Here is a 16,214-nt window from a genome sequence, read left to right as displayed (position 1 = left end):
CGGCCCCGCGGGGCCGACCGGCGGGGCCGGGCGGGCGTGACCGGCGTGGCGTCGCGGTTGATGCGGTGCCGCGGAGGATTCATGCTGGACGACATGGAGCGCGTCTCCGCCGTGGCGATCCTCGACGCCCATGGTGTGGTCAAGGGGTGGAGCGAGGGTGCCCTGCGGCTCACCGGCCACACGGCCGAGGAAGTCGTGGGACGGCCCGCGCGGGACCTGCTCGCCGAGGAACCCTCGCCCACCGACCTGACCGCGCTGACCGGCACGGTGATCCTGCGCCACCGCGACGGCACGCCGGTATCCCTGTCCCTGCGGGCGCACCCCGTGCTGGCCGCGGACGGCGCACCCGACGGCTACATGGTCACCGGCGAGCCGGAGCCCGACCTGGGCGAGCGGGCCTTCCAGCAGGCCTCGATGTCGATGTCGGTCTTCGACATCCAGCAGCGCTATCTGCGGCTCAACGACGTCGCCTGCCAGGTGATGGGCGTGCCGGAGGACGTCCTGCTCGGCCGGCACTTCCCGGAGACCGTGGAGGACGCCGAGCACAGCCGCGGCTTCCACTGGCATCTGCGCCAGGTCGCCGAGACGGGCAGGCCGATCCGCTACGAGAGCTTCACGGGAGCCCCGGCCCTGAACCGGGAGCACGCCTGGAGCATCGAGATGTGGCCGGTACGGGACGCGTCCGGCGAGGTCCTGGGCACGGCCCTGGCGGCGTTCGACAGCTCCGACCAGTACTGGGCGCGGCAGCGGCTGGCCCTGCTGAACGAGGCGGCCGCCGCCATCGGCACGACCCTGGACGTGGTCCGCACCGCCGAGGAGCTGATCGGGGTCGTGGTGCCCCGGTTCGCCGACTTCGCCAGCGTGGACCTGTTCGACTGGGTCCTGGGAGCGGAGGAGCCGCCGGCCCTGTCCGGCACGGACATCGCCCTGCGCAGGGTGGCCCACGGCTCCGGCACCGAGGGCACCCCGGAAGCCGCTGTGCACCTGGGCGAAATGGACTACTACCCGCCTTTCTCACCGCCGGCGCGGGCGATCCTGGAAGGCCGGGTGATGCAGAGCCAGGCGGGCGAGCCGGCCTTCATGCGGTGGATCGCGGAACGCAACGCCCGAGCGCTGGAGGGCCGACGGCACCGCCTGGGCGCCCACTCGATGATGGCGGTGCCGCTGCGGGCCCGGGGCACCACGCTCGGCGTCGCGGTGGCCGTGCGCATCAGACAGTCGGACGACTACGGCGAGGACGACGCCGTCTTCGCCGAGGAACTGGCCAGCCGGGCCGCCGTCTGCATCGACAACGCCCGCCGCTTCGCCCGCGAGCGCACCACCGCTCTGGCCCTCCAGCACAACCTGCTGCCCCGGGGGCTGCCCGGACAGGCGGCCGTCGAGGTGGCCCACCGCTACCGGCCGTCCGGATCGCAGGCCGGCATCGGCGGCGACTGGTTCGACGTGATCCCGCTGTCCGGCGGGCGCGTCGCCCTCGTCGTCGGTGACGTCGTCGGCCACGGCATCCCCTCGTCGGCCACCATGGGCCGCCTGTGCACGGCCGTACGCACCCTCGCCGACGTGGACCTGCCGCCCGACGAACTCCTCACCCACCTCGACGACCTCGTCACCCACCTGGCCGGGGACGACACCGACGAGGTCGCCGAACTCGGCGCCACCTGCCTCTACTCCGTCTACGACCCCGTCACCCGCCGCCTCAGCCTCGCCGCCGCCGGCCATCCACCACCCGCCCTCGTGCTGCCCGACGGCACCACGCAGGTCATCGAGATGAACGCCGGGCCCCCGCTCGGTGTCGGCGGGCTGCCCTTCGAGGCGCTGGAGGTGGAACTGCCCGAGGGCTCCCTGGTCGCCCTCTACACGGACGGACTCATCGAGGACCGCGACCGCGACATCGACCACTCCACCGCCGAACTGTGCCGCGCGCTGACCGCGCCCGCCGAGACCCTCGACGCCCTCTGCGACACCGTGCTCAAGGCCGTGCTGCCGGAGGACCCCAGCGACGACGTGGCCCTGCTGCTGGCCCGCACCCGGGCCCTGGGCGCGGACCGCATCGCCACCTGGGACGTCCTGCCGGACCCCGAGCACGTGGCGGCCACCCGGCAGGCCGCCACGGAGCAACTGACCGCGTGGGGACTGGACGAGGCGTCCTTCGTCACCGAACTCGTCGTCAGCGAACTCGTCACCAACGCCATCCGCTACGGTGCCCCGCCCATCCAGCTCCGCCTGATCCGCGACCGCACCCTCATCTGCGAGGTCTCCGACGGCAGTTCCACCTCCCCGCATCTGCGCCGGGCCCACGCCTTCGACGAGGGCGGCCGCGGGCTGCTGCTCGTCGCCCAGCTCACCCAGCGCTGGGGCAGCCGGCAGACCGGCAGCGGCAAGACGATCTGGGCGGAACAGCCGCTGCCGCCGGTGTGATCACTCGAACGTGCAGCCCGGGTTGGGCACGTCCTCGGAGAAGGGCGCACCGTGCGGGAGTATGTAGAACACCTCAAGGACGAGTGTGGTGTCACCCAGGTTCCGGCCGAGGTGGACGTCGCTCGGCCCGCCCGGCTCGCGCACGACGGTGCCCTGCGGATAGACGCCGTCGACGGCGCAGTCGGCGTGGTAGTGGGTGAGCGTGCCCTGCTTCACGTACCCGTACACGGGACCGTCGTGGTAGTGCCAGCCGGTGGCCTGGCCGGGCGGCACCGTGACCTCTCGCAGTACGTAGTCGGTGTCGCCGACGGTGGTCTGGCTGATGGTCCGGCCGACGACTCCCGGGCCCGGGGGTGTCGCGTGGGCGGGTCCGCCGACGAGGACGGCGGCGGCGATGACTGCGCCGGTGAGGGCGGCACGGAGTGCGGTGCGCATGCGGAGAGCCTCCTGGGGATGGGTTCCGCCGCGAACATAAGGCCAGAGCAGCCCAGTTGGGGGCGGAACCCGAAGATCCGCAAGACGCTCGGTTCGGCAGCCCCCGCGCGCGGCCGCCCCAGTGTGGCCGGCATCGGCCGCGCCGCCGGCCGGTCGCCGCCGTTCACCCCTCGTCGGCGGCCGCGGCGACCTGGCCGAGGGTTCGACCGGTCCGTACCGAACGGGCCCGGTACGGGTCCGGGGTGCCGTGCCCGTGCGCCGGCCCCTTCCCGGCCTTCACCAGAAGCCACGCCTCCCGCTCCCCGTCCAGCCCGTCGCGAAACCGGGTGAGCGCGTACTCGCCGTGCAGCTTCGACCCGTTCAGCCGGAACGTGGCATGGCCGCGCTCGATCGACTCGCCGAAGTCGACGGGCCGCCCCTTGCGGTCATGGCTGAGCGGTTCGTACGTCCCGTTGTCCCAGACGATCACCGTGCCGCCGCCGTACTCGCCCTTCGGGATCACACCCTCGAACTCCTCGTACTCCAGCGGATGATCCTCGGTGGGCATGGCGAGCCGCTTGTCCTGGGGATCGTCGGACGGCCCCTTCGGCACCGACCAGGACTTCAGTACGTCGTCCACCTGCAACCGGAAGTCGAAGTGCAGGGTGCTGGCGTCATGGATCTGCACCACGAACCGAGGCTCGGCACCGGCGGCGCCCGCGCTTCCCTCCGGCTCTCGCGTCCGCCCGAAGTCACGCTTGCCGCGGTAGTCCCGCAACCGGTCCTTCTCACCCACGAGCGCCTCCTTCCCGGGCGCCCCGAGTACCCGCGGCGGCGCCCGCGACGCACGGTCAGAACTCCTCGTGCACCTCAGGGTCCCCGCCGAGGCGCCGGTGGGCGCGGTCCGCGATCGCCGTCATCTGGGCAGGGCTCAGTTCGAACCCCAAGACATCGAGGTTGGCGCGCTGCCGGCCGGGATCGCCCGACTTCGGGATCGGGACGGCGCCCAACTGGACGTGCCAGCGCAGGACGACCTGGCCGGGCGTCACCCCGTGCGCCTCGGCGACCGCCCCGACGACGGGGTCGTCCAGCAGGTCCGTGCCCCGGCCGAGCGGGCTCCAGCTCTCGGTCACGATGCCCCTCTCGGCGTGGAAGGCACGCAGCTCCGCCTGCGGGAAGAGGGGGTGCAGCTCGATCTGGTTGACGGAGGGCAGGACCCCGGTCTCCTTCCCCAGCCGCTCGGTGTGCTCGGCGGTGAAGTTGGAGACGCCGACCGACCGGACGAGGCCGTCCTCACGCAGCTTGATCATGGCCCGCCAGGAGTCCACGTACTTGTCGACGCGGGGGAGCGGCCAGTGGATGAGATAGAGGTCGACGTAGTCCAGGCCGAGACGGGCGCGGGACTCCTCGAAGGAGGCGAGGGTCTCCTCGTAGCCGTGGTGCCGGCCCGGGAGCTTCGTCGTCACGACCACCTCCTCGCGCGGGACGCCACTGCGGGCGATCCCGCGGCCGACGCCGGTCTCGTTGCGGTAGTTCGTCGCCGTGTCGACCAGGCGGTAGCCCAGCTCCAGGGCGTCGCGAACCGCCTGCTCGGCCTGCGTGTCGTCCATCGGCCAGGTGCCCAGGCCGATGGCGGGGATCGTCGTACCGTCGTTGAGCGTGTGCAGCGGAATGCTGATCACTGTCGGACCTTCCCTCGACTGTGCCGTACACCCAGCGTCACGGATAGGGTGAGGATCGATCAACCGGACGGGTGGGGATGAGGGCGGCGGACGGCATGGGCGGCACCGAGGAGAAGCAGCCGGCGGGGTCCGGGCGGCCCACGTCACGCGACGTCGCCCGGCTCGCCGGGGTGTCGCACACCGCCGTCTCCTTCGTCTTCAACGGCCGCGCCGAGGGCAACCTCTCGCCCGCCACCCAGGAACGCATCCGCCAGGCCGCCGCCCAGCTCGGCTACCGCCCCGACCCCGTCGCCCGCGGCCTGCGCCGCCGCCGTACGGCCGTGATCGGCCTGGTCACTGACGAGATCGCCTCCTCGCCCTTCGCCGGCCGGCTGCTGCGCGGCGCCATGGAGACCGCCTGGGACAGCGACCATCTCGTCCTGACCATCGACTCCGGCGGCGACCCCGCCAAGGAGGACGCGGCCGTCGCCGAACTCCTCGACCGGCGCGTGGACGGCATCATCTACGCGGCCATGTCGCTGCGCCGCGTCCGCGTCCCCGAAGGCCTGCACCGCACCCACTCCGTCCTCGCCAACTGCCTGCCCGAGGACGACTCCCTGCCCGCCGTCATCCCCGCCGAGCGCGCGGGCGGCCGTACGGCGGCCCGGCTGCTGCTGGACCAGGGGCACCGCCGGGTCGCCATGGTGGGCGGCCAGGACGACCTCGCCTCCGTCGACCGCCTACGCGGCTTCCGGGACGCGCTGCGCGCCGAGGGCGTCACGGTCCCCAAGGAGTGGGTCGTCCGCACCGGCGGCGAGATCGCCGGCGGCTACGAGGGCGCGACGCGCGTCCTCGACGGCGCCCCCGCCGACCGGCGCCCCACCGGGATCTTCTGCTACAACGACCGGGTCGCGGCCGGCGTTCTGCACGCCGCGACCCGGCTCGGCATCACCGTCCCCGGCGACCTGTCGGTGGTCGGCTACGACGACCAGGAACACATGGCCGAGTTCCTCACCCCGCCCCTCACCAGCGTCGCGCTGCCCCACCGGGCGATGGGCGACGCGGCCGCGAGGCTGGTCCTCGGCGCCATCGACACCGGCCGGACGCCGCCCGCGACGGTACGGCGCCTGGCCTGCCCGGTGATCAGTCGTGCGTCGGTGGGGCCGGCTCCCAGCCGGTGACCGTGGCGCCGGGGTCGCCCGAGACGACGAGCTCGGGCACGTCGTCCGGGCGCCGGTAGACCCGCTCGGTGACCGTCGCCCGATCGCCGACGAACAGCTCGAACAGCGAGCCGTCGACGAGGATCCGCACCTCGCGGGCCGGCGCCCGCACCACGATCGGCGCCGAACCCTCGGCCCCGGTCCGGGGCCAGTCACCCCGGTCGAGCGTCACGGTGCCCTCGTCCGGGTCCAGGGTCACCGTCAGCTCCGCGCCCGAGGCGGACCGCAGCAGGCTCACGGTGGTGCGGCCGGAAGCGGTCACCGTCAGGTCGTACGCCTCCGGGAGCGGGGCGCGCCGACCCGGCGGGGTGACGAACGGGTCGGCCGCACGCAGGAGTTCGAGCTCCGGGGCCGGTACGACCCGCAGGGCCCCGTCCGGGTGCACGTCCACGACCCTCGGCGCGGTCAGGACCCCGGCCCAGCCCACCCGGTCGACCTCGCCCTGCTCGCGGGCCTCCCACGACCAGCCCCACAGCAACGTCCGTCCGGGCTCCTGGAGCACGGCGGGGGCGTAGAAGTCCCGCCCGTGGTCGAGCCGCCCGCCGATGCGAGGGGCGAATCGCAACTCCCCCTCACCGCACGGTTCCAGACGTCCCGTCAGATAGCCGGTGCCGCAGGGGTCGCCGTCCCACAGCGACAACACCAGTACCCAGTCCCCGCCCTGCGTCACGTACAGCTGCGGGCACTCCCAGCCCACCGCCTCGTCGCCGAAGGCGTCCGCCGCGCCCGGGTCGTTGCCGTCCAGGAGCACGCCCGCGAACCGCCAGTCGGTCAGGTCGTCACAGTCGTACAGCAACACGGACGGCGTCCCGTCGGCCTGCCCCGCGCCGACCAGTGCCCACCGGCGCCCGCCGCTCCGGAACACGAACGGGTCGCGGAACATCACCACGTCCAGGTCGGCGGGCGGACCGCTCACCACCGGCGTCGGCAGCGGCTTCCAGTCGGTCAGCGTCTCGTCCTCCGGGACCACCGCCCGCGCCAGGCAGATCGTGCCGAGACCGACGTGCTGGTGGTCGACTCCCGTGTACACCGCCGTCGGTACGCCGTCGTCGTCGACCACGCACCCGGACCAGCAGCCCGCCTCGTCCGGGCCGCCGGGCGTCGGCGTGAGCGCGATCGGATGGTGCTCCCACTCCACGAGGTCGGCGCTGGAGACATGCCCCCAGTGGACGTTCGCGTGCACGGGGGCGGTGGGGTTGTGCTGGTAGAAGAGGTGGTACCGGTCCCGCCAGCGGAAGGGCCCGTTGGGGTCGTTGATCCAGTTGGCGGGGGGACGGACCCGGAAGCGCGGGGCGCCGGGGTCCGTGGACCGAGCGGTGAGGCTCAACGGTTGACTCCTGCGGACGTGATGCCCTCACGCAGAGGGCGCTGACCGACGACGAACACGGCGACGGCGGGGATCATGGAGAGGACGACACCGGCGAGGACCACCGAGATGGAGCCGGTGCCCAGATTGCCCTGGAGGGAGACCAGGCCCAGGGGGAGGGTGTAGTTCTGGCCGGAGGTCTCCAGGATCAGCGGCCGGAAGAACTCGTTCCAGTGGTAGTTGAAGGCCAGCACACCGACGATCGCCAGACCGGGCGCGGCCAGCGGGGCGTACACGGACCGGAAGATCCGCCAGGGCCCGCAGCCGTCCAGCATCGCCGCCTCGCCCAGATCCTTGGGCATGCCCAGGAAGTACTGGCGCATCAGGAAGGTCCCGAACGCGGTCGGGAAGGCCGGGATGATCAGACCGAGCAGGGTGTCGGTCAGGCCCATCGACTTCAGCACCAGGAACACCGGCACGATCGTGACCTGCAGCGGCACCATCATGGTCGCCAGGACCAACCCGAACAGCGGCTTCTTGAACCGGAATTCGAGGCGGGCGAAGGCGTACCCGGCGAGACCGGCCGTGATCATCTGACCCACCGCGACGAGGGCCGTCACCAGCGTGGAGTTCAGGGCGAGCAGCCAGACGTCGATCTGGTCGAAGACCCCGCTGTACGCCTCCAGGGACGGATCCGTCGGGATGATCTTCGGCGGCAGGTCGAAGGCCTCGGCCGGGGTGCGCAGCGAGGTGGACACGGTCCAGACGACCGGGCCCAGCGTCAGCAGCGCGCACACGGCCAGCGCGGCGATGCGGGCCCACGGCGCGAGGGAGTGCCGGGTGCGGCTCAGGGACAGGGTTGCTTGGCTCATGGAAGTCACCCGGCTCACTGGTAGTGGACGAAACGCCGGCTGAGCCGGAACTGGAGGGCGGTGACCGTCATGATCAGCACGAACAGCAGCACACCCACCGCGGAGGCCTCACCGAAGCGCAGTTGCTCGAACGCGCTCTCGTAGATCACCATCACCACGGTCCGGGTGGCGTCTCCGGGACCGCCGTTGGTGAGGACGTACGGCTGCTCGAAGACCTGGAGCGCGTTGATGATGCCGACCACCGACGCGACCAGCAGCGTGGGGGACAGCAGCGGCAGCGTCACGTTCAGGTGCTTGCGCAGGCCGGTCGCGCCGTCGAGGGAGGCGGCCTCGTGGATCTCCTTGGGGATGTTGTTCAGACCGCCGACGAACAGCAGGAACGAGAACCCGAACTGCTGCCAGACGTAGACCAGGATCACCGTGGCCATCGCCGCGTTCTCGGACGTCAGCCACGGCACCGGAGCTACGCCGACCAGGCCGAGCAGCCAGTTCACGACCCCGAAGTCCTGGTTGAACAGGTACTTCATCACCACCGAGATCGACGCGGCGGACAGCACCAGCGGGAAGAAGAACGCCGACCGGAACACCGAGCGCAGCCACACCGGCATCCGCCCGTTCACCGCGAGGGCCAGCACCAGGGCGACGACCAGTTGCAGCGCGACCGCGAACACCATGAACACCAGCGTGTTGCGGAAGGACACCAGCACCGTCGAATCGGTGAAGACCTCACGGTAGTTGGCGGCCCCGGCGAAGCTCGGGTCGTCGATCACGTTCCAGTGGAACAGGCTCAGCACCACCGAGCCGACGATCGGGACGACCGTGAAGACGACGATGCCGACGATCGTGGGCGCCAGGAACAGCGTGGCCAGCAGCCGGGAGCCACGGTCGCGGGCGGAGGACCGGGGCGCGGGCGTCGCCGGCGCGGCCGGCTGCTGCGGCCGTACGGCCGGTATCTGGATGTTCGTCATACGTCACGCTCCATGGCCTTCTCCAGATCGCTCTGCATCCGGCGCAGCGCGGGGGCGACCGAGCGCCGCGAGGCCAGGGCCGTACCGGTGTGCTTGAGCAGCACCTGCTCGACCTCGGCGACCTGCGGCGGGGCAGGAATCGGACCGGTGTCGGGGAACTTGTCGAGGGTGTCGTAGAAGACCTGCCAGTGGCTCGGGCCGGTCTCGCGGTAGCGGTCTGCGGTCAGCATCGAGCGACGCGCCGGAGTGGTCTGGTTGGTCTCGAACAGCCGCGTCAGGGTGTCCTTGCGGGCGGCGTACTTGATGAACTCCCAGGCCTCCTCCTGCCGCTTCGACGTGCGCAGCAGCGCGTAGCCCGCGGCGCCGTACTGCATGCGCTGGGTGCGCCAGCGCGGGAAGTACTGCACGTCGAAGCCGTTCGCCTTCATGCCGGCCAGGTGCAGGCCGCCCGCCCAGAAGCCGCCGGCGGGCGTGACCCCGACCCGTCCGGTGGAGAACACGCCGATCAGGTTCTGGCCGTTGCCGCCCTCGGGGCGGGTGCACAGCCCCTCCTGGATGAGGGAGGCGAGATAGTCGTAGGCCTCCTCCACCCGCGCTTCGGTGGCCTGCGGCGCCGTCCAACGGAAGCCGCCCCCGCGCCCCTGCCGTGCGGCGGCCGGATAGAAGGAGTCCCACAGCCAGCCGCCGCCCGGCGCCTTGGACTCGGTGAGCAGGTTGGTGTCGTTGGCGAACAGCCAGGGCACCACGCCGCCCCACAGACGGTTGGTCCAGAAGTAGGGCGTGAACTGGGAGCCGCTGGACTTCTTCATGTCCCGCAGCAGGCCGGTGAAGTCGTCGCGGGTCCAGTCGGCCGCCGGGAAGTCCGCTCCCGCCCGCTTCAGCACCTGGTTGTTGAGGTATATGTCGGCGGCGTTGAACTCGACCGGCAGCTGGTAGAGGCTCCCCTCGTACATCATCGACTCCACCAGCGAGGGATGGACGTCGGCGAAGTACTCGCGCAGCTCCTCGGCGTCCCGCTTCACCCAGTCGTCCAGCGGGACCCCGAGGCGCTGCGCGAACAGCTGGACGCCTTCGGTGGCGACGTACACGAGATCGGGCGCGGTGCCCGCCGCGATCTGGGTGAGGATCTTCGTGAAGAAGTCCGACCAGTCGACGGCCTGCACGGCGTTGATGCGGAGCTTGATGTCGGGGTGGACCTCCTTGAAGCCCTCGGTGAGTGTGCGGATGGCCTCCGGCCCGTAGGCGGGGCCGAGGGTGGCGACGACCAGGGAGCCGTCGTCGCGGCCGGGTATGTCGGCTCCGGTGAGCCGGTCCCAGCTCGCGGCGGTACCGGCCAGCGCGGCGGCTCCCGCGCCGTAGGCGCCGTACCGCAGCAGGCTGCGGCGGTTGAGGTGCGAGTCGGTCATCCAACGTGCCTAACTCGTGTTAGTCGAGTAGTGATGCCCCAGATGATGTGAAGGGTGTTACGTCCCTGTCAATAGTCGCGAAGCACTTGACCTTTAACGAGTTAGGTCGCAAAGTCCTGCTCCACGAGCCGCAGTCCTGACGACGACGTCGGGGAAGGAGCCGCACCATGCGTGGCACATTTGGTATGCCCGGAATATCCAGGAGGTCACTCTTCATCGCCTCGGCCGTGGGCGCGGCCGGCGCAGTGCTGCCGGCCGGACCGAGACCCGCCGTGGCGGCGTCCGCGACGGCCGCCGCCTGCACCGGCAGCTACCGCGCCGAGTACCACTTCACGGTCCCCGACCAGTGGATGAACGACCCGCAGCGGCCGGTGTGGATCGACGGTGAGTACCACTACTACTACCTCTACAACCCCGACTACTCGACGGGTGGCACGACCGCCGGCACGACCTGGCGCCTGGCGACCAGCACCGACCTGGTCTCCTTCACCGACCGCGGGATCGCCGTGCCGAAGGACACCACACCCAACGGCGACGTCTGGTCCGGCTCGGCGGTGATCGACACCGACAACACGGCGGGCTTCGGCGCGGGCGCGGTGATCGTCATCGCCACCATGGCGCCCGGCGACGTCACCCAGGCGCAGTACCTGTACTACTCGACCGACGGCGGCCGTACGTTCACCAACCACGGCACCGACCCGGTGCTGCCCAACCCCGGCGTCCGGGACTTCCGCGACCCCAAGGTCATCCGCGACGAGGAGCGCGGGCGCTGGGTGATGGCCCTCGCCGAGAACGACAAGGTGGGCTTCTACCACTCCGCCGACCTCAAGTCGTGGACGTACGTCGGAGGCTTCATCAAGGGGGGCATCGGCGTCCTGGAGTGCCCGGACCTGTTCCGCATCCGGGCGGCGGACGGCACCTGGAAGTGGGTGCTGGGCGTGAGCGCCAACGGGAAGGGGTCCGGGCTGCCCAGCACGTACGCCTACTGGACGGGATCCTTCGACGGCACCACCTTCACGCCCGACCTGAGCGACCCGCAGTGGCTCGACCACGGCTGGGACTGGTACGCCGCCGTCACCTTCGAGAAGCGGGACGCCGGCGGCACGCTCGACCCGGCGGCACGGTACGCGATCGGCTGGATGAACCACTGGGACTACGCCAACACCACGCCTACCATCGAGTGCGACGGCTTCAACGGCACCGACTCGATCGTCCGCGAGGTCACGCTGCGGCGGGCGGCGGACGGCATGTACTACCTGGCCTCCCAGCCGGTGACCGGCCTCGACGACCACGTGGCGCGCACGGTGAACCTGGGCGATCTGGAGGTCGACGGGACCCTCCTGCTGGACTACACGGGCACCGCGTACGAGGTGTCCACCGAGATCACCTGGGACCAACTGACCGGCGCGGGGCTCCAGTTGCGGCGCTCCTCCGACGGTGGGCGCCACATCGACGCCGGGATCTACGGCGACTACGCCTTCGTCAACCGCGGATACACCGTGAGCCCCGACAGCACCGGCCGGTGGCAGGAGAGCCGGAGCCCCTTCGACGCGTCCGCGGGCACGGTGCGGCTGCGCGTTCTGATCGACCGTACGTCCATCGAGATGTTCGTGGACGACGGCCGTTACGCGCACTCGACCGAGGCCTTCCCGGATCCGGCCGACACCGGACTCGCGCTCTTCACCATCGACGGCACGGCGGTGTTCCGGAACACGGTGATACGGGAGTTCGCCGTCTGACGCCGCTGTGAACCGCTGTCCCGAGGCCCTGTCGCCATGCCCGCCGAACACTGTCACGATCTTCCTGGAACCGGCTCGGACCGCAGCCGGTACGTACGGACGACCGACGGAGCGGGCATGACGACGGACAGGGCCACAGCGGACGGGACGGAGCGGATCGCGGGGATCGAGGTGCGACCGGTCGCCGGGCACATCGGCGCGGAGATCACGGGCGTCGACCTGGCCGGTGACCTGGCGGACCCCGTGGTCGCCGCGATCCGGGCGGCGATGCTGCGCTGGAAGGTGGTGTTCTTCCGCGGACAGCGGCTGGACCATGCCGGGCATGTGACGTTCGCGCGCCGGTTCGGCGAACCGGTCGTCCTGCGCAAGCGCGGGAGCGCCTCCCCGGCGGACTTCCCCGAGATCGAGACCACCGCCGACCGGCTGGAGCTGGGCGGGAAGTTCGGCATGGAGCACGACGAGTGGTTGCGGCGCCGCCGCCACACCCTGCTGCGCGGCTGGCACTGCGACCACGGCGCCCGTGTCGACCCGCCCGCCGCGACGATCCTGCGCGCCGAGACCGTACCCCCGTACGGCGGCGACACGACCTGGTCGAACCTGGCGGCCGCGTACGCCGGACTCTCCGGCCCGGTACGGGAGTTCGTGGACGGACTGCGCGCCGAGCACCGCCTCGGCGTCGGCTACCAGCCCCGGCCCGGCGACGACGCCTACGTCCGCCATCTGCTGGACCATCAGGTCGCCTCGCTGCATCCGCTGGTGCGCGTCCATCCGGAGACGGGGGAGCGGGTGCTCTACGTCAACGGCTACTACGTCGAGCAGATCGCCGACCTCTCGCGGGCCGAGAGCCGGGCGATCCTCGACATGCTGCTGGAGCAGGCCGCTCGGCCCGAGTACACGGTCCGCTTCCGCTGGGAGCCCGGCAGCGTGGCCTTCTGGGACAACCGGGCCACCATCCACCTCGCCCCCAGCGACAACGCCCACCTCGACTTCCCCCGGACCATGCACCGGGTGATGCTGGCCGGGGACGTCCCGGTCGGCGTGGACGGCAAACCGTCGGAACCGATCACCGGGACCGAACCGGGGCGCTGGTAGCCGACGGCGGGTCGCAGGGGCGTGGATGGTTCCGGCTCGCGCGTTCAGCGGGCGAGCAGGTCCCGCAACGCCTTCGCGATGTCGTCGGGCGCCTCTTCGGCCATGAAGTGCCCGCAGGTGACCGTGGTGTGCCGCAGATCCGGTGCCCAGGCCCGCCACAGCGCGGCGGCGTCGAAGCCGAGGGCGGCGCCCCAGTCCTGCTGGAGCACACCGACCGGCATCCGGAGCGTGGTTCCGGCCGCCCGGTCGGCCCGGTCGTGCTCGATGTCGATGCCGGCGGAAGCCCGGTAGTCGGCCACGATCGACGGCACGGCCTCGCGGCAGGCCGCCAGGTAGGCGGCGCGGACCTCGGCCGGTACGGCCCGCCGGTCGGACGTCCAGATGTCGAGGAAGTGGCCGAAGAACGCGTCCGGCGCGGCGCTGATCATGCGCTCGGGCAGGCCGGGCGGCTGGGCCATCAGATAGAGGTGGAAGCCTACGGCGGCGGTCACGCCGTGCATCACCTCCCACATGTCCAGGGTCGGCGGGATGTCGAGGCACGCCAGGTGCGTGACCGTCTCGGGGTGGTCGAGCGCGGCACGGAAGGCCACCAAGGCCCCACGGTCGTGCCCGCCCAACGCGAAACGCTCGTGCCCGAGTTCACGGGCCAGGGCCACGATGTCCGCGGCCATGGTCCGCTTGGCATACACGGTGCCGTCGGTCTCGGTCGGCTTGTCGCTGGCGCCGTAGCCACGCAGGTCGGGGCAGATCACGGTGTGGTCCGCGGCGAGGTCGGCGGCCACATGGCGCCACATCAGATGGGTCTGCGGAAAGCCGTGCAGCAGGACGACGGGCGTGCCGGAGCCGCCGACCGCCGTGTGCAGGGACACCCCGTCGGCGACGGGGACGCGGTGATGATCGAAGCCGGCGATGGCAGGTGTCATGGCGCCGCTCCTTTCGATTCGATGGGGGAGGATTCCCTTCGGGAAGATCGGGTTCCTCGATCCTCTCGGCGACGGATGAGCGGGCGATGAGCAGCGGCGTGGCGACGGCCCGGGGCGGGAGGACGGCGATGGAAGGCGTGGGACGTGCCTTCGGCGTACTCGGGCCGGTGGTCGCCTGGGACACCGGCGGGGACGCGATCGACCTGAAGGGCCCGAGACACCGCTCGGTGCTGGCCCGGCTGATCGTCGCCAGGGGCCACGTCGTGCCCGTCTCCCGCCTGGTCGACGACCTCTGGACGGACCCGCCCGCCGACGCCGTGGGCGCCGTACGCACCTTTGTCGCCGCACTCCGCCGAGCCCTCGAACCCGACCGCCCGCCCCGCACTCCGGCCCGGCTGCTGGTCACCGACGGCCCCGGCTACGCATTGCGCGCCGCGAAGGACGCGGTGGACGCCCGGCGCTTCGAGGAGGCGGTCACCGCCGCTGCGACGTTGCCGCCCAGGGAAGCGGTCGTACGGCTGGAGGAGGCGCTCGGCTGGTGGCGCGGCCCCGCCTACGCGGAGTTCGCGGAGCAGGCGTGGGCCCGGACCGAGAGCCGCCGCCTGACCGAGCTGCGTCTGCACGCCGTGGAGCTGCGCGCCGAGGCGCTGCTGGCCCTCGGCCTGGCCGACCGGGCGGCCGCGGACCTTCGGGCGCAATCGGCCGAGCACCCCTGGCGGGAGAACGCCTGGCGCCTGCTGGCCCTGGCGCTGTACCGCACGGGCCGTCAGGCCGACGCGCTGGACGTGCTGCGCCGGGCGCGTGCCCTGCTGGCCGAGGAGCTGGGCATCGACCCGGGGCCGGGCCTGCGTTCCCTGGAGGCGGACATCCTCCACCAGGCCGACCACCTCGGCCAGGCACGCGGCAACCCCGCCGGCCGGGTCTGGGAGCAGGTCGCCGCCGCCTACGACCGCACGGTCGCCCCTGATGCCCGCGCCCGCCTGGAGTCCACGACCGGACTGCTGCGCGACCTCGCCGTGACCGGCGGCAGCGGACTGCTTGCCGCCCGCGAGCACCGCGTCGCCGCCGTCGCGGCCGCAGAGGAACTGGGCGACGCCGCGCTGACCGCCCGGGTGATCGGCGCCTACGACGTCCCGGCGATCTGGACCCGCCTAGACGACCCGGAACAGGCCGCACACGTGGTCGCGGCCGCCGAGCGCACCCTCACCGCCCTGTCTGCCGAGGGCCACCAGGCGGCCAGGGCCCGGTTGCTCGCCACGATCGCGCTGGAGTCGCGCGGCACGCTGCTCGCCCGTGGCCCTCAGGCCGCCCGCCAGGCCGAGGAGATCGCCCGCCGGCTGGACGATCCGGCACTGCTGGCGTTCGCCCTCAACGCGGCCTTCATGCAGTGCTTCGACCACGCCGGGCTGGCGCCCCGCCGTGCTGAGATCGGTGCGGAGCTGGTCGCGCTCTCCGCCCGGCACGGACTGGGCACCTTCGAGGTCCTCGGCCACCTCGTCCGGCTCCAGGCCCGCAGCGCCCTCGGGGACTTCACCGCGGCCGACCACCACGCGGCCGCCGCGGACGCGCTGGCCGCACGGCACGAACGGCCGCTCGTCGGCGTGTTCACCGGCTGGTACGCCGTCCTGCGGCTGGACGCCACCGGCCAGGCACCCGTGACGGAGGTGGAGGCCGCCTACCAGGACGCGGCCGCCCTGCTGAACGGCGCGGGCATGCCGGGCCTCGCCCGGGGCCTGCTGCCGCTCGCGCTGCTGTGCCTGCGCGTGCGGCACGCCCTGCCCCCGCGCTTCGACGACGACACGGACTGGGGTCCCTACGCCCCCTGGGCGCGCCCCTTGCTCCTCCTCGACCAGGGCCGACGCTCCGAGGCCGCCGAGGCCCTCCACGCGACGCCCGACCCACCCCGCGACCTCCTCCAGGAGGCCCTGTGGTGTCTCACCGCCCGAGCGGCCCTGACCCTCGGCGACCGGCCGACCCTGGTACGCGCCCACGCCGCCCTCGCTCCGGCGGCGAACGAACTGGCCGGCGCCGGCAGCGGCTTGCTCACGCTGGGCCCGGTTTCGGCCTGTCTCGACGACATCGCGACGGCCCTTGGCAGCGGGGCCGTGGACAACTGATCATTTCGCCGGTGAACCGTTCGACGAGACTCGTCGTCGTACAGGTGAATGATCGACAACGCCCGGCCCGGGTACTGG

General features: G+C 72.0%; 13 protein-coding genes. 5 read left to right on the top strand and 8 right to left on the bottom strand.

From position 1 onward, the window contains the following. Positions 1-93 precede the first annotated feature (93 nt). Entirely contained in the window at positions 94-2,418 is a 2,325-nt protein-coding gene (locus ABIE67_RS03930; RefSeq protein ID WP_370268148.1) for a SpoIIE family protein phosphatase, read from the top strand. On the opposite strand, the gene ABIE67_RS03925 is transcribed toward ABIE67_RS03930, so the two are convergent. From ABIE67_RS03925 to ABIE67_RS03915, 3 genes are all read right to left on the bottom strand, one after another. Next, positions 2,419-2,853, bottom strand: coding sequence for a cupin domain-containing protein (locus ABIE67_RS03925; protein WP_370253169.1), 435 nt, complete (start codon positions 2,851-2,853; stop codon positions 2,419-2,421). It abuts the gene before it with no gap. A 163-nt stretch (positions 2,854-3,016) separates the two neighbouring features. Then, a complete protein-coding gene (locus ABIE67_RS03920; protein ID WP_370253167.1) occupies positions 3,017-3,628 on the bottom strand; it encodes a DNA polymerase ligase N-terminal domain-containing protein in 612 nt (203 codons plus the stop codon). Between the two features lie 55 nt (positions 3,629-3,683). Then, a complete protein-coding gene (locus ABIE67_RS03915; protein WP_370253165.1) occupies positions 3,684-4,514 on the bottom strand; it encodes an aldo/keto reductase in 831 nt (276 codons plus the stop codon). Between the two features lie 95 nt (positions 4,515-4,609). On the opposite strand from ABIE67_RS03915, the gene ABIE67_RS03910 reads away from it, so the two are divergent. Further along, positions 4,610-5,674 (top strand): LacI family DNA-binding transcriptional regulator, encoded by a 1,065-nt coding sequence (locus ABIE67_RS03910; protein ID WP_370268143.1) that lies wholly within the window; start codon positions 4,610-4,612, stop codon positions 5,672-5,674. On the opposite strand, the gene ABIE67_RS03905 is transcribed toward ABIE67_RS03910, so the two are convergent. Genes ABIE67_RS03905 through ABIE67_RS03890 form a run of 4 tightly spaced genes read right to left on the bottom strand, consistent with a single transcriptional unit; the run spans position 5,637 to position 10,265 of the window. Beyond that, positions 5,637-7,040 (bottom strand): glycoside hydrolase family 32 protein, encoded by a 1,404-nt coding sequence (locus ABIE67_RS03905; protein ID WP_370253163.1) that lies wholly within the window; start codon positions 7,038-7,040, stop codon positions 5,637-5,639. The genes ABIE67_RS03910 and ABIE67_RS03905 overlap by 38 nt on opposite strands. Continuing rightward, entirely contained in the window at positions 7,037-7,891 is an 855-nt protein-coding gene (locus ABIE67_RS03900) for a carbohydrate ABC transporter permease (RefSeq protein WP_370253160.1), read from the bottom strand. Before ABIE67_RS03900 ends, ABIE67_RS03905 begins: the two co-directional genes overlap by 4 nt. Positions 7,892-7,905: 14 nt before the next feature. Beyond that, positions 7,906-8,859, bottom strand: a complete 954-nt coding sequence (locus ABIE67_RS03895; protein WP_370253157.1) for a carbohydrate ABC transporter permease — start codon at positions 8,857-8,859, stop codon at positions 7,906-7,908. Then, on the bottom strand, positions 8,856-10,265 hold the full coding sequence (locus ABIE67_RS03890; RefSeq protein ID WP_370253153.1) for an extracellular solute-binding protein: 1,410 nt from the start codon (positions 10,263-10,265) through the stop codon (positions 8,856-8,858). Before ABIE67_RS03890 ends, ABIE67_RS03895 begins: the two co-directional genes overlap by 4 nt. A 185-nt stretch (positions 10,266-10,450) precedes the next feature. On the opposite strand from ABIE67_RS03890, the gene ABIE67_RS03885 reads away from it, so the two are divergent. Next, positions 10,451-12,004 carry a glycoside hydrolase family 32 protein gene (locus ABIE67_RS03885; protein WP_370268139.1) on the top strand — a complete coding sequence of 518 codons (1,554 nt, stop codon included), beginning with the start codon at positions 10,451-10,453 and terminating at the stop codon, positions 12,002-12,004. A 117-nt stretch (positions 12,005-12,121) separates the two neighbouring features. Next, entirely contained in the window at positions 12,122-13,096 is a 975-nt protein-coding gene (locus tag ABIE67_RS03880; protein WP_370253149.1) for a TauD/TfdA dioxygenase family protein, read from the top strand. Positions 13,097-13,140: 44 nt separating this feature from the next. On the opposite strand, the gene ABIE67_RS03875 is transcribed toward ABIE67_RS03880, so the two are convergent. Further along, on the bottom strand, positions 13,141-14,019 hold the full coding sequence (locus ABIE67_RS03875) for an alpha/beta fold hydrolase (protein WP_370253145.1): 879 nt from the start codon (positions 14,017-14,019) through the stop codon (positions 13,141-13,143). Between the two features lie 128 nt (positions 14,020-14,147). On the opposite strand from ABIE67_RS03875, the gene ABIE67_RS03870 reads away from it, so the two are divergent. After that, positions 14,148-16,136: a BTAD domain-containing putative transcriptional regulator gene (locus ABIE67_RS03870; RefSeq protein WP_370268135.1), complete on the top strand. Its 1,989-nt coding sequence runs from the start codon at positions 14,148-14,150 to the stop codon at positions 16,134-16,136. Positions 16,137-16,214: the final 78 nt, after the last annotated feature.

It is taken from the genome of Streptomyces sp. V4I8, from assembly GCF_041261225.1.
Taxonomy (GTDB): domain Bacteria; phylum Actinomycetota; class Actinomycetes; order Streptomycetales; family Streptomycetaceae; genus Streptomyces.
This window is presented reverse-complemented; position numbering and strand designations above follow the sequence as displayed.

Excerpts from the sequence above, each read along its gene's own strand:
- ABIE67_RS03930 (WP_370268148.1), top strand. The coding sequence starts at position 94 with ATGGAGCGCGTCTCCGCCGTGGCGATCCTCGACGCCCATGGTGTGGTC.
- ABIE67_RS03925 (WP_370253169.1), bottom strand. The coding sequence starts at position 2,853 with ATGCGCACCGCACTCCGTGCCGCCCTCACCGGCGCAGTCATCGCCGCC.
- ABIE67_RS03910 (WP_370268143.1), top strand. The coding sequence starts at position 4,610 with ATGGGCGGCACCGAGGAGAAGCAGCCGGCGGGGTCCGGGCGGCCCACG.
- ABIE67_RS03900 (WP_370253160.1), bottom strand. The coding sequence starts at position 7,891 with ATGAGCCAAGCAACCCTGTCCCTGAGCCGCACCCGGCACTCCCTCGCG.
- ABIE67_RS03895 (WP_370253157.1), bottom strand. The coding sequence starts at position 8,859 with ATGACGAACATCCAGATACCGGCCGTACGGCCGCAGCAGCCGGCCGCG.
- ABIE67_RS03890 (WP_370253153.1), bottom strand. The coding sequence starts at position 10,265 with ATGACCGACTCGCACCTCAACCGCCGCAGCCTGCTGCGGTACGGCGCC.
- ABIE67_RS03885 (WP_370268139.1), top strand. The coding sequence starts at position 10,451 with ATGCCCGGAATATCCAGGAGGTCACTCTTCATCGCCTCGGCCGTGGGC.
- ABIE67_RS03880 (WP_370253149.1), top strand. The coding sequence starts at position 12,122 with ATGACGACGGACAGGGCCACAGCGGACGGGACGGAGCGGATCGCGGGG.
- ABIE67_RS03875 (WP_370253145.1), bottom strand. The coding sequence starts at position 14,019 with ATGACACCTGCCATCGCCGGCTTCGATCATCACCGCGTCCCCGTCGCC.
- ABIE67_RS03870 (WP_370268135.1), top strand. The coding sequence starts at position 14,148 with ATGGAAGGCGTGGGACGTGCCTTCGGCGTACTCGGGCCGGTGGTCGCC.